The organism is Corynebacterium sp. CCM 9203 (assembly GCF_041357675.1).
GTDB lineage: Bacteria > Actinomycetota > Actinomycetes > Mycobacteriales > Mycobacteriaceae > Corynebacterium.
This window is the reverse complement of sequence record NZ_JAUERY010000001.1, coordinates 428,226-441,738: the sequence shown is the minus strand read 5'-3', so window position 1 is coordinate 441,738 and position 13,513 is coordinate 428,226. Positions and strand designations below refer to the sequence as shown.

Sequence of the window (13,513 nt, the reverse complement as noted above, 5' to 3'; positions counted from 1 at the left end):
TCTACCGATCCAACATAAGGTCTCCCCGTTGATTCTCACCCTCACCCCGAATCCCAGCATCGATCTGAGTTTGAGTCTTCCGGCACCCCTGCAGCCCGGGGAAGTACAGCGACTGGCATCGGTGACCCAGGCGCCGGGGGGAAAAGGAATCAACGTTTCCCATGCCTGTCACTCAGCGGGCGTTCCCACCCTGGCTCTGTTTCCGGCACCGTCAGAGGGTACGTTTGTTCGTCTCATGGCACGCACACGAGTCCCGTATCGCATTATTCGCGGTGGATTCTCCGTTCGGACGAACACAACGATCACGGAACCCGATGGTACAACGACCAAACTCAATGGCCCGGGTAATCCATTATCTCCTTCGGCGGTCAAGGCAGTTGAAGAGGCGCTCATCATCGCCGCAGGTGCCGCAGACTGGGTCGTGCTCAGCGGTTCGCTACCGGCCGGAGCTCCACATGGCTGGTATCAGCACCTTCTCGGACTAGTCCGAGAGACCTTCCCTAAGGTTCCTGTCGCGGTTGACACCTCAGATCGTCCGCTACTGGAACTCGCGGACCGAATTCGTGACGGAGCACCAGCACCAACTCTCATCAAACCCAACGGACACGAACTCGGACAGATCACCGGTATCGACGGAACGAAGATAGAACGTTCGGCCACCGTCGGAGATTTTTCACCGGCAGTCGACGGAGCGCTGCAGGTTCTGGGATATGGAGTGGAGAGAGTTCTTGTGACGCTGGGAGCCGCCGGAGCAGTACTCGTGACCACAGAGGGGGCCTGGACGACGCCCTCGCCTACTGTGAAACCTGTTTCCACGGTAGGGGCCGGCGACTGCACGCTTGCGGGGTACCTGATGGCGGAATCGCGTGGCGCAACTCCGCCTGTGGCTCTCGCCGAAGCCGTAGCACTCGGAGCCGCAGCAGCGTCACTACCCGGTACCTCGATCCCAATTCCAGGAATGATTACCCCAGATCCGGGCCTCGTACGCGTATACCGCTGATTCAAGATCACAGATCTGCTGCCGGAGCACCCTAATGCCCGGTCTATGCGATTACCCCGCCAGCAATCCGGAAAACCGGCCTGACCTCACCGAAGAGGATGATGTCAATAGTGTCGTGGACAACGTGATGCACCCGATTGTGGCGATCATCGCTATCCAATGCGTATTGTTGTACCCGGTACCTCTCCGAATACAGGGTCAGATTTGTTTTCCGTCTCCCCGTGAACGGCAGGGGTTCACACACAGCTAAGGACCCACTTCGCCCGTGCCCCGTGCACGCGGTAAGAAAGGACTGCCACATGGCTTCCAAGACCGTTACCGTCGGATCCTCCGTCGGACTCCACGCCCGCCCTGCAACCATCGTCGCCGAAGCGGCCGCTGAGTTCGACGAGGATATTTTCCTCTCCCTCGAAGGCGAAGAAGACGAGGATCCGGCAGAAGCCGCATCCTCCATGATGATCATGGCCATGGGAGCGAACTCCGGAGACCGTGTCACCGTCACCTCGGAGAACGCGGAGGCCGTGGAAAAGATCGCGGCTCTGATCGAGAAGGACCTCGACGCCTGATCTGATTCAACCCCGGTGCCGAAGGCACCGTGAAATGACCCCGCACCTCACCGTGACGGGGTCATTTCACATGCTCGATGAAAAACAAAATCAGGATGTCAGACGAATTGTCCTTCGCCTATCCGCTGGTAGAGCCGCTTCAGAACCGGATATACGATGATAATTCCGGCTGAACCCCAGGCAATCCCCTGAAGCTCAAGTCCGAACACACTCAGGGTGAGATTACCGATACCAGCGATCATCGCCACTGCCGCAGCCATGAGATTGACGGGATTACTGAAATCGACCCGGTTATCCTGCCATATCCGAACCCCCAGCATTCCGATAAGACCATAGAGCACAATGGTGGCTCCACCCATGACGCCCCCGGGAACCGTGTTGATCAACGCACCGAACTTGGGGATGAACGCAAGTGCCACCGCAGTGAGGGCCGCCACCCAGTAGGCAGCCGTGGAGTACACCCTGGTGGCTGCCATAACTCCAATGTTCTCGGCGTAGGTGGTCGTACCAGAACCCCCGAAGCCACCCGCGAGTGTGGTGGCCAGACCATCTGCGATCAGCGCATCTCCCGCGAGATCATCCATATCCCGACCGGTCATCGCCGATACTGCTTTGACGTGACCGACATTCTCCGCGATCAATACGATCACCACGGGCAGCGTAACCAGTACCGCAGATAACTGGAATGAAGGGGCATGGAAAGTAGGGGTACCGATCCAATTAGCTGCCTGAACCGCTTCCGCAGCTCCGTCGCGGAGCTGCCCGGTGACCGCCGCGAACACCCAACCGACAATGACACCAATGAGAATTCCCAGTCGTGCCACCATTCCACGACCAGCTACCGAACAAAGGAGGATTACGACGAGAGTAACGCCTGCGACGCCGGGTTGCGTCGCAAAATCTGATGCTGCGACCGGCGCAAGATTCAACCCGATCAATGCGACAATGGCACCGGTAACCGCAGGTGGCATAACTGCATCGAGGACTCGTTTTCCCGCAACCTTAACGATGACTCCCGCACCAGCAAGCACGAGTCCCGCAACGATGATACTACCGAGTTGGACACCGATCCCCTCTCCTTGTGTGGCAATGAGGGGCGCGATGAAAGCGAATGAACTCCCCAGATAGCTGGGGAGTCGGTTGTGCGTGATCACAAGGAAAAGAATGGTTCCCAATCCAGAGAACAAAAGGGTCGTGTTGACTGGAAAACCGGTCAGGGCGGGAACGAGAAGTGTGGCACCAAACATGGCGATCACATGCTGCATGCCGATCCCGATGGTGCGCGGCCAACTCAGCCTCTCATCAGGGTTGACGACTGCGCCGGGGCTGATTTTTCTGCCGTCACCATGGACGGTCCATCCGATTATTTGACTCACAACGTGCCATTATCCGCCGCGACGACCCTTGCAAGCAATCTGCCCCACCCCCAGGCAACGTTAAGTGAGCTTTCAGGGTGGGGTAGATCTATCGACAGCCACTATCTGTCGAAGGGGCGGGCATTTTCGATCCTCCGTGCAGTTTCGATGACTGCTGCGGTGTCCGTGTCGACGGCATCGACTGTCACCGCATACTTTCCGAAGACATCAACAGCGAGGTTCTGTGTAACGGGAATAAGGGGAATCGTCACACGTGCAGCACCACCAGCCGTGACATCCGCTAATCCGACAGCTCTGCCGACGAGGGCCACAGCGCCCTGCGCAGCAACCTGGTCCCGCATCTTTCCGACGATCGTACGTGCACGCTCAAGAACCTCCGCTGATTCCCGAAAACTCATCGGCGGGTTCACCCCCTCATCCAGAAGGCTGTGTCCGTAGGGGGCGGACTCAGGATGTTGGCGATAATATTCGACGAGATCCTGCAGGTCAGTCAGCCGTCCTGACGGGTTATCGGCGAAATACGTCTCCATCGACGGGCCGACGCCTGCGACAAGTGCGTCGATGAATGGCAGATTTTTGAGTTCCTCGATACTCTGCTGCAGCTCAGGACTCGGTTCCAGGACAGAGATGCGGTTTCTCCCGAGGGCCTCGATGAGGACAGGATCAAGGCCCATGTCAATCACCCTAATCTCGGCTTCAGAGCGCCGCTGCGGTTCAATTCCACAGGCCGCCCGAAACCCGATAGAAAGATCGGAGACACTTCTACCGAAGACCCCGGGAGAGTCGACACGGTCATCGATGGGAACGATTCCCCTGATATCACATTCTCCATGCCCCGCTTTTGCTCCGTAGACCCCGGCAACCACCGCCGGTGAAATCACCGAGCCTTGGGTCTCCGTACCGAATGTCAGATCAGCATAATCGAGTGCGATCGCTGTTGCCGACCCTGTGGAACTTCCGGACGGGTCCCGGTTAAGCGGGTCTCGGGCATCCAGTGCCTGACCACCTACGGCGCTGAATCCGTTGGGCCCATCCGGGGTGAGGAAATTAGCAAATTCACTGAGGTTTGTGCGGCCCACGACAATGGCACCCGCATTCTTCAGTCCACCGACCAGCTCTGAATCACGTTCCGCCACAGCAGAGTGAAGTGCCCGTGAACCGGAGTCATTGGGAAGTCCTTCAACCGCAATATTTCCCTTGACCAGAACAATCGCACCCCGTAACGGAGACTCGGCACTGGGACCAACGCCCTTGGCATCGAGATCGGCCGCTACCTCAATCGCACCGGGATCAAGATCAAGCACCGCTCGATAGTAACTGTTGCTCTTCTTTATCTGGGCGACATAGTAAGCGAGCGCCTCAGTATTGGTAATACCAAGGTTTCGGCGGGACTGCGCCCGGCCCATGAGATCCCGTCCTTCGAAAGCCCTGGCAATCTCATTGCGCCTAATGTCGCTCAACTCCGAGAGAATCGTGTCAAAGGGCGCATAGTCGACCTCACTCTGACCAGCATAGGTGTTCGTCTCCTCATCCAGAGCGAAATCACCGTCCACTCGACGCTGAAGGGATCCGTCGCCCCGACTGAGGACGTTATAGGTGATGACGCCACTCACGATAATGACACTGATCGCTATGACCGCGGCAACGACTCTGGTAATCGTAAGCATTATCCAGCTCATTTCTGGGGATGTTTTGGCTTTCTTTCCGGAACGGGGAACCGCTTGACGCTGAAGCCAGAGAGGTCTCCGCAACCAACTACGTTTCTACCCGCTACCTCGGGATACTGTTCGCTGGTCGACTGTCCCGTGATCTTCCGGCAACTACATCACCGCTGTGGTGGTGTCATCAGGAGCGGTAAACTCCGCCAGCTCGGCTGCCACAGACTGCGGCAACCGTACATCCACAAGAGTTCCCGATTCCCCATAGGTCTCCGAAAGAACGGTGCCCTGTTCGTGCAGGCGCGCGACAACGTCCCCTCGGCTGAATGGAATACTGAGTTTGACGTGCGCATCAAGTGAATTGAGGAAAGCCTCCACCCTTTGCTCTAATTCAGGAATCCCTTCGCCGGTCAGGGCGGAAACAAAAACAACATCATCGAGAGCATGCCGAAGTTCCGCAATCACCAGGGGATCCGCAGCATCGATCTTGTTTACGACGATCAGCTCCGGAGGCGCCGGAACATCAAGTTCACGGATGATCTCGGTTATGACATTGTTTACGGCCTCGATCTGCTTGAGCGGGAACGGATCAGCTCCATCGACGACGTGCAGGACGAGATCGGCCTCAACGACTTCCTCGAGTGTCGAGCGGAATGCTTCGACCAACTGGGTGGGCAAATGTCGAACGAATCCAACGGTATCCGTAAACACCACACCACGCCCGTCCGCGAGTTCCGCCCGTCGGGTTGTGGGATCAAGGGTGGCGAAGAGAGCATCCTCGACCAGAACACCTGCACCGGTCATCGCGTTGATCAACGAAGATTTACCAGCATTGGTGTATCCGGCGATGGCTATCTGGGGGATCGTGGAATTGCGCCGCTTCGCGCGTTTCACGTCCCGGGATGTCTTCATTCCAGAGAGTTCCCGGCGTAATTTGGCCATGTCCTGGCGCAGCCTACGCCGATCCGTCTCGATCTTGGTCTCACCCGGACCACGCAGCCCGACCCCTCCGTTGGATCCTGCCCGGCCACCCGCCTGCCGAGAAAGCGCCGAACCCCAGCCTCGGACCCTGGTTATCAGATATTCCATCTGCGCCAGGGAAACCTGTGCCTTACCCTCCTTCGACTTCGCGTGCTGAGCGAAGATATCGAGGATGAGCATTGTGCGGTCGATCACTTTCACGTCGAGAGCTTTCTCGAGGGCTATGAGCTGACCCGATGAGAGTTCACCATCGCACACCACGGTGTCAGCACCCGTGGCGGTTACGATCTCCTTGAGCTCTCGTACTTTTCCTGACCCGATGAATGTTCCGGCGTCAGGACGGTCGCGTTTCTGATAGACCGTGTCGACTACCTCTGAGCCAGCAGTCTCGGCGAGTGCTTTGAGTTCCGCCATCGTGGCCTCGATCTCGGAGGTTGTCCCCTCCGTCCAGACTCCGACGAGGATGACCCGTTCCAGCCGGAGCTTCCGGTACTCGACGTCATAGCCGTCCGATTGCTCGGTGGTGTGGATATTCGCTCCACGCGTGAGATTCCTGAGACTCGTACGCGCCTCAAGATCCAATTCACCGGTTGTCGGCTGCTGGGCGTCGGAACCCGGATCAACGCTCGATGCACCATGACGAACGGACTCTAGGTCTGTCTCCACAGAGGGCCGAGCAGCGGGATCAACTCCACCGTCGTCGGGGGCATAGCCGCCGAGATGGTCCTTGAATGCGGCAGCGAGCAGGTCATCATTATTTCGTTCATTCATTATCGTCCATTGTTGCATAAAGCTACCGGGCACGGGGTCTCCCCAGCCTGATCCCCGAGGCTGGACACAGCCCCTGAGCCATTCCGATGCCCGTCTGAAGCCAGACAGGTGCCCGAGCGGACTTCTGAGACCACCACCACCTAGAATCAGTGGCATGAGTGAAGATCTCGCAAGTATTGGACTGGGGTACGAGCGCTGGCAGGATGCCGTCGAGGCTGCGATAGCCTCTGGCCAATTGTCGGTGACCGGAGAGGTCCGTGGTGGACAGTTGATCCAGTTCACGGACCCGTCTGGTGCCTGCATCAACATTCTCGCTGTCGAGCCGTTCGCGACCTGGGCGGGGTTCCAGTCCACCACGGATGCCCTCGGACACGTGAACATGCTCACTGATGTTCTCGCCTTCTGCGATGTCGTCACCGGAGACGGCGAGCGGGTAGCATCAGTGACCGCAAATCTCGCACAGGGGCCGCTACTCGTCGACGAGAATGCACAGCAGTGGCAGCAGCTTGCGATCACCGCACTCGGGGTCGACACCACCGTCTACGGTTCAGTCGAGGATTTCAAGGCGGAGCAGGGAGGCGAGGTTGGCATCCTGGTCAGCCACGGTGCCGCGATCGTTCTCTCCGGCGACGGTTCCCGCGCACCGGATGCTGCGGCAACCCTCATCGCAGAAATCCGCTCAGCTCATTACCGAACCACCGCGCTCTCCGGGCAACGGTTCATTCACTGCGACATCGAAGCCCCTTTTCCGATGGACCTATGTCTACCCGAAGCTCCGGAGCTTCCTGGCCCGGGTTCCATCGTCGCGGGCACCGTCATGTTGACCGCGTCGGTGAAGATGCCCTCTGGTTGTGGTTCCGGTGGCGGGGGCTGTGGTTGTGGTTCCGGTGGCTGCGGCTAGGTCTGATCAATCAGTACACACGACCCAGACGGTTTGACCTTCACCGTAGGATTCCCCGAGCAATGAGGATGTGAGCGACCATGGACGACAACGCACTCCCGGAAAGGAGTGGTAGAGCCATCCCTGTTCCGGTGTGGGCGCTCGCCGTGATCGGACTAATCTGTGTCTTGCTTGCCGTTGTAATGAAACTCGAGGGGATCATCCTCGGCTTTCTCATCATATCGATGTCCTATTTCGTGCTCCGCCACCGTCCGGATGGCGCAGAGGCTGAGTCACTGGCCACCTCGATCAAGTTGTCGGCCGAGGACATCACTGATGTCATCGATGAGTTCGAGAGGTTCCTCCACGGAACTGATGCGGACTCCGTCGCTGATCGAACCCACAAGCGTCCCGCGCTGGCGGACCCGGACTGCAGTGAACCTGACATCGAACGGTTCTATTTCGAGTACGCCACCGCACGCCGATTCGTGTCCAGGCTCGACAAACGCCTGACTGCAGACCTCAGTGTCCCTCAGCTCGAGACCCTGCTCGGAGTCACCGACCGGAGAGCACTCGATCTACGCAAGGCGTGGGTACACGCCAAACGCGCGGCCCTCCGGCTGGGCACAGACTACGGTTCTTCGTGAAACCACCTCTAGGATGTTCCCATGACGCATCCCGAAGATTTCCACCCGAGTTCCGGGAACGAGCCCGCACGCGGTTCAATCCCCACGGCACTCGCTGACATCCCCGACGGCAACGGCGTCGCCATCTTCGCTCTCTGCATCACCGGCATTCTCGGAGTGGGTTTTCCGCTCATGCAGGAATTACCCCAGATCCAGTGGATCTTGTTCGGTGTCTCGACTGTCATCGGTTTGCTCGCTGTACGCAGGGCACGTCAGATACCTCAAGGACAGCAAGGCCGACGACTTCTGATGTCCATCGCAGCGGTCGTGATCTCACTCTTCATGCTCGCCTTCACGGTGTGGCTGGAGTTTCACGTCATCCGCGGCGGCAACCCGATTCCGGGGCTGGAACCATTCGTCGCAGTTCCAGGTCAGAGCAAACCCTGAACTTAATTTTTCGCCCCGCCATAGGGAGAGATTCAACCACCATGCGATGATCCCGTCGGGAATTGGTAGGAGCTGTCCCGATCAGTAATCCTGCGCAGACCCGAGCGCATTCGGTTCGAAGGTACCTTCGGCGACAATCCGGGAAGGGCCGGTCAGCGTTGAACCATCCTCGCGGACCTCAACCCTGATCTCGCCACCGGGAACCACCACGATCACGTCACCGGTGACTTGACCCGCATCCGCCAGAGCCGCGACGGCGGCGGCCACCGTGCCGGTGCCACAGGACAAGGTTTCCCCCGCTCCTCGTTCATGAACCCGCATATAAATTTTTCCGTCGCTGAGTTCGGTGAGGATCTCCACATTCGCGCCTTCCGGGAAAAAATCTCCGTCGAGGGATACCGGTTGTGCCACAGGGAGTTCCGCCAGCGTCTCCCGATCAAGGCCCGGAAGGACACAGGCCAGATGGGGATTGCCCATGTCGACGCCGATTCCACCGAACCGTTGTCCCGCAATATCGCAGGTGCTCACCCCAGTAACCTCCGGTACCCCCATCTCGACGGTAATTTCCGCCACCGTGCCGTCGTATCGAACGATCCGGACGGCTTTGCTCCCGGCGCGGGTGCCGACCCGAAACGTATCTTCTGCGACGGCTCCGTTGAAGCGGAGCCAGTGGGCGAACACCCTTACTCCGTTACCGCACATCTCAGCTACGGTTCCATCGGCGTTGCGATAGTCCATGAACCAGTCATCGTCCTGGATACCCTCGGACAGTGACTGCAGCACACCCGCGGCAGTCAGAGTCCCCGCGCGGGCGACGCGTAGGACACCGTCAGCGCCGATCCCACGACGGCGGTCACAGAGGGCACGAATCAGCTCGGGTGTGAGATCCACCCTAACGTCTGGGTCCGGCAGAATGATGAAGTCATTACCCGTACCGTGGCCCTTGGCGAAGGAGTATCTGTGTCGATGTTTCGTCATAGATCATGAGTCTAGTGATTGAAGTGCCTGATCCAGGGTGTCCCCCGCTGCATCCAACCAGACGGTCCTTGGATCCCGGTGGAACCAGCTCCGCTGGCGTCGGACGTAGCGACGAGTTCCGGTGATCGTACGTTCGACCATTTCCACGGCGTTCAGTTCCCCGCGCCAGTGGGCGAAGACCTGGGCGTATCCGATCGCTCGGCCGGCCGTGGACTCCGCTACGAGACCGTGCTCCCGCAGAGACTCGACCTCATCGACAAGCCCCCTGTCAAACATCTCGTGTGTTCGCTGCTCGATGCGTGGATTCAACCATTCCGGGTCGGTAGCGAGCCCGAGTATCCGGGTTCCCCAGCGGGGTGGAGCATCAATGGGGGGCTGAGAGGCGGAGAAGGGGCGCCCGGTCAATTCCACGACTTCCAGTGCACGTACCGTCCGTCTGGGGTCGTTGTTCTCGATCACCTCCGCAGCAGCGGGATCAATCTCGGCGAGCTCAGCGTGGAGTGCAGCCACACCGATTTCTTCCAGACGGCGCTGATACCGCGCCCGTATCGTGGGGTCGGTCGGTGGGAACGACCAGTCATCAACCAGCGCCTGGACGTAGAGCATCGAACCACCGACGAGCACCGGGGTCCGCCCCCGCGAGAGGATGTCCCGAACATCCGCGACCGCCTCACGTTGATAGCGCGCGACACTGGCATTCTCGGTGACGTCGAGAACGTCGATCTGATGATGGACGACGCCTTCCCGTTCCGTCATCGGTAACTTGGCGGTACCGATGTCCATGCCCCGGTATAGCTGCATGGAATCCACGTTCACCACCTCACCATCAAGGGCATGGGCGAGTGCGAGACCGAGCGCCGACTTCCCGGATGCGGTGGGGCCGACCACAGCTACGGGTGTATTTCGTGGACCTTTCATGCGGGCACCTCCCATTCAGCGACGTAGCGACCGACACCCAGTGTCGTGTCCGCAGCGAAGAGTTTTGCCCGAAGGGGCCGGATTTCAGCGAGTTCCATCCAGAGTCCAGGTTCGATGATTCCCCTTGTCCGGAGTCTGTCCGCATTTTCCGGAGCGGGTACCTTTCCCTGTAGTACCGCCCGGCACCAGGTGTCTGCCACCTCGGCGCCATCCACCAGCGCAAGAGGAGCTCGGGCAGTCAACCCGGCTGAGCCGTCGATGGCGATGATCGTGAGCACCCCGGGCGACGGAGTGCCCAGCTCCCCTCGGACATCGACAACGCGGTCCTGTGCATCTGGGCCTAGAAGGAAACGCTGGACCAGTTCCGGAAGATGGTTTCCTTCTCCAACCCGGATCTCGGGGGCTCCCCACGCGGCGAAAGATCCCCGGTGCCGGGTCCGCCACCGGTCATCTCGCGATCCGACGAGATGGATACGGGGTTCAGTGTACCGAGACAGAATACCCGTAATCTCTCCCCTCAGATTCGCACCGGCGGCATCTGCTCCGCCCGCTATCACGAGTGCGGGACTAGCCGGAACGATCACGAGAACGCAGCTCCGGTCTCTCAGAATGGGGGTGGTTGCTGTGCTCACAGAATCAGAGTAAACCACGTACTTCCCAAAGCAAGTGCCCCTGATGCTTCACGCTCTCGTCATACGAGCTGTATTCTCGATGAGAGATACCCCCCTTGAGTATTCCCCTACCTTTCACGGCTGCCGTGTCGCGCGGCGATGATTCCCATAAGGACGTTGACCATGAGCACGAACTCCACTCCCAAGCCCGGCCCTCGACCGGGACCCCGGCCCGGAACGACACCGGCCACGCGTCCGAAGGCACCTGTCACACCACTCATCTCTCGTACGGATCCACGCAAGTGGGGTCGGGTGGATGAAACCGGCAACGTCTATGTCACCACCAGCACAGGTGAGCGCCTAGTCGGTTCCTGGCAGGCCGGTACCCCGGAGGAGGGACTGGCACACTACGGGATCCGGTTTGATGATCTCGCGACCGAGGTTGAGCTACTCGAGACCCGTCTGAAGGCTCACCCGGACGAAGCCCAGAATATCCGTGGCACCGCCATCCAGCTCCGGGATTCGCTCCCCACTGCTGCTGTCGTCGGGGATCTCGATACCCTCGAACAGCGGCTCATCAAGATCATCGACGAATCGGAGGTCGCTGACGAGAAGGCGAGGGCTGCCAAGGAGGAACGACGCGCGCAGGCGATAGCACGCAAAGAAGCGCTGGCGACGGAGGCCGAGGAGATCGGTGAAAACTCCACTGACTGGAAACCTGCCGGAGACCGGCTTCATGAAATCCTCACCGAATGGAAGTCGATCCGAGGCATCGACCGCAAGACAGATGATGCACTGTGGAAACGTTATTCCCGTGCACGGGACGCGTTCAATCGCCGTCGAGGATCTCACTTCGCCGAACTTGATCGTGGTCGGGCAGCCGCCCGACGTGCGAAGGAAGCGCTCGTGGAACGTGCGGAGATACTCAAGGATTCGACGGACTGGAACGAGACTGCACGCGCATTCCGTGATCTGATGAGTGAGTGGAAGGCTGCAGGCCGCGCACCCCGTGAAGTCGACGACAAACTGTGGGCACGGTTCAAGGGGGCCCAGGATCACTTCTTCGAAGCCCGGAATGCACTCAACGAGGAACGGGACCGGGAATTCGCGGAGAACGCCAGACTGAAGGATGAGCTTCTCGCAACTTATGATCCCCAAATCAATCCGGAGAAGGATCTCCAGGGTGCACGTGGGAAACTGCGCGAGCTCCAGGAGAAGTGGGAGGAGATCGGTTTCGTCCCCAGGACACGGTTGAAGGAGTTCGAGGAAAAGATCGCCCGGCTTGAACGACGCGTTTCGGATGCTGCGGACAACCAGTGGCGGAGGACCGACCCTGCTGCACAGGCCAGGGCAGCTCAATTCGCTGCGAAGGTCGAGGACTTCACTGCTCAGGCCGACGCTGCGGAGGCCCAGGGCAACACCGGTAAAGCCGAGAAGCTTCGTGCCCAGGCGGCACAGTGGTCTGAATGGGCGGAGGCCGCGAAGGCAGCCGTGGAGGAACGCTAGAGTCCACTCTCTCCCGGGGCACATGGACGGAAGATTAGACTCTCCTTCCATGCGCTCCGCCCTTTTCACCACGCCATGTATTGGTACGCCCCCGGACAATGCCTCCGATGCTGTCCGGCACTTGACCATGATGCTCGGTCTCCACGGTCAACAAGTCACAGGAACGACAGACGCCTCGGTATCAGTGGCTTCAGTTCTCAACGCCTTGTCCGATGGGCCGGATATACGTGTACTGGGTCTGATGATCGTCGATGACCAAGATCCCGATACCTCCGAAATCCTCAGTGCAGCTCCATTATCTCAACTCGGATACCCGCTGATCTCAGTCACCGGTGACGGTTCCGCACCAATGACTCTCGGGTGGGCCACGGTTTCCGTTCCGCTCCGGGAGAATCGGGATACATGTAGTGCCGAAATCACCCTCGACGTCTCATTCCTTCCGTTCCCGGGAGAATCGCTGACCGAAACCGGTGGGGGTATCGTCGACATGCTGGTGCGGGAGGTAGAAGACATATCCCGGACACTCGGACGCACAGTGATCCAGTTGAGACAACTCACGTATCCTCCAGGATCGTTCCCGGACCCTCTCGATCTCTCGTTCCGCAACCACGGGTTCACCCCTGTCCTCGTTGAAGAGCAGAGCCGGGTGACAATTCCCGCGCAGATCTCCGTTCCGGAGCCTCCGCCCGGATACACCGTGGAATCTGCCTGGGGGTTGATGCCCGACGGTGCTGACGCGCAGCTCATGAACGGACTCTGCCGTTTACTCACGGTCTTCTCCGCGGATGTCCCGACGGGAGAACTGGTCTCGCAGCCACAGGACTGGGACAGTGCACGTCTCGCCCGTGCTGATGCCGACACACGCGCCACGGGACGCGAGGTTCTCTGGGCGGTCGTACGAAACACGTCGGGAATACCCGTGGCCGCATCGGCCTTGTCCAGACATCCGGAAGATACTGCTGGTGCCGCAGCGCAGATCCTCACCGTTGTGGATCCCGCGTATCGGAGAAGGGGATTCGCCAGGATCGTGAAGAGCATGCTCGCCCGCACTGCCCGAGATACCGGGATAAACCGGATCCACACATCAACCGTTGAAACCGTGGCCCCGATCCGGATACTCAATGCAGAGTGGAATGCGGAGACACTCGCACGGAGCGTCTACTGGCAGAAGCATCTGACCGAGGGCGGGTGAACT

13 protein-coding genes are annotated in these 13,513 nt (G+C 59.4%); 7 read left to right on the top strand and 6 right to left on the bottom strand.

What is annotated here, in order from left to right:
- Positions 1-28: 28 nt before the first annotated feature.
- Positions 29-1,000, top strand: coding sequence for a 1-phosphofructokinase family hexose kinase (locus QWU44_RS01895; RefSeq protein ID WP_370914010.1), 972 nt, complete (start codon positions 29-31; stop codon positions 998-1,000).
- 299 nt (positions 1,001-1,299) lie between these two features.
- Positions 1,300-1,566, top strand: coding sequence for an HPr family phosphocarrier protein (locus QWU44_RS01890; RefSeq protein WP_370914009.1), 267 nt, complete (start codon positions 1,300-1,302; stop codon positions 1,564-1,566).
- A gap of 98 nt (positions 1,567-1,664) precedes the next feature.
- Here the strand turns inward: QWU44_RS01890 and QWU44_RS01885 are convergent, their stop codons facing one another.
- The 3 genes from QWU44_RS01885 to hflX form a co-directional block, all read right to left on the bottom strand.
- Complete coding sequence (locus QWU44_RS01885) at positions 1,665-2,942, bottom strand: uracil-xanthine permease family protein (protein WP_370914008.1); 1,278 nt, start codon at positions 2,940-2,942, stop codon at positions 1,665-1,667.
- 101 nt (positions 2,943-3,043) lie between these two features.
- Complete coding sequence (locus tag QWU44_RS01880; RefSeq protein ID WP_370914007.1) at positions 3,044-4,609, bottom strand: amidase family protein; 1,566 nt, start codon at positions 4,607-4,609, stop codon at positions 3,044-3,046.
- Positions 4,610-4,762: 153 nt separating this feature from the next.
- On the bottom strand, positions 4,763-6,370 hold the full coding sequence (gene hflX / locus QWU44_RS01875) for a GTPase HflX (protein WP_370914294.1): 1,608 nt from the start codon (positions 6,368-6,370) through the stop codon (positions 4,763-4,765).
- A 136-nt stretch (positions 6,371-6,506) separates the two neighbouring features.
- Here hflX and QWU44_RS01870 point away from each other — a divergent pair, with 136 nt between their 5' ends.
- The 3 genes from QWU44_RS01870 (at position 6,507) to QWU44_RS01860 (ending at position 8,305) form a co-directional block, all read left to right on the top strand.
- Entirely contained in the window at positions 6,507-7,253 is a 747-nt protein-coding gene (locus QWU44_RS01870) for a hypothetical protein (protein ID WP_370914006.1), read from the top strand.
- Positions 7,254-7,333: 80 nt separating this feature from the next.
- Complete coding sequence (locus QWU44_RS01865) at positions 7,334-7,879, top strand: hypothetical protein (RefSeq protein ID WP_370914005.1); 546 nt, start codon at positions 7,334-7,336, stop codon at positions 7,877-7,879.
- Positions 7,880-7,900: 21 nt separating this feature from the next.
- Entirely contained in the window at positions 7,901-8,305 is a 405-nt protein-coding gene (locus tag QWU44_RS01860; RefSeq protein ID WP_370914004.1) for a hypothetical protein, read from the top strand.
- Positions 8,306-8,386: 81 nt separating this feature from the next.
- On the opposite strand, the gene dapF is transcribed toward QWU44_RS01860, so the two are convergent.
- From dapF to QWU44_RS01845, 3 genes are read right to left on the bottom strand one after another with little or no spacing between them, the layout of a single operon-like run.
- Complete coding sequence (gene dapF / locus QWU44_RS01855) at positions 8,387-9,283, bottom strand: diaminopimelate epimerase (RefSeq protein ID WP_370914003.1); 897 nt, start codon at positions 9,281-9,283, stop codon at positions 8,387-8,389.
- 3 nt (positions 9,284-9,286) lie between these two features.
- On the bottom strand, positions 9,287-10,201 hold the full coding sequence (gene miaA, locus QWU44_RS01850; protein WP_370914002.1) for a tRNA (adenosine(37)-N6)-dimethylallyltransferase MiaA: 915 nt from the start codon (positions 10,199-10,201) through the stop codon (positions 9,287-9,289).
- The gene (locus QWU44_RS01845; protein ID WP_370914001.1) at positions 10,198-10,833 is read right to left on the bottom strand and encodes a hypothetical protein; all 636 of its coding nucleotides are present in this window, start codon (positions 10,831-10,833) and stop codon (positions 10,198-10,200) included. Before QWU44_RS01845 ends, miaA begins: the two co-directional genes overlap by 4 nt.
- Before the next feature lie 162 nt (positions 10,834-10,995).
- Between QWU44_RS01845 and QWU44_RS01840 the strand changes: the two genes are divergently transcribed.
- Complete coding sequence (locus QWU44_RS01840; RefSeq protein WP_370914000.1) at positions 10,996-12,318, top strand: DUF349 domain-containing protein; 1,323 nt, start codon at positions 10,996-10,998, stop codon at positions 12,316-12,318.
- Between the two features lie 49 nt (positions 12,319-12,367).
- Positions 12,368-13,510, top strand: a complete 1,143-nt coding sequence (locus QWU44_RS01835; RefSeq protein WP_370913999.1) for a GNAT family N-acetyltransferase — start codon at positions 12,368-12,370, stop codon at positions 13,508-13,510.
- Positions 13,511-13,513: the final 3 nt, after the last annotated feature.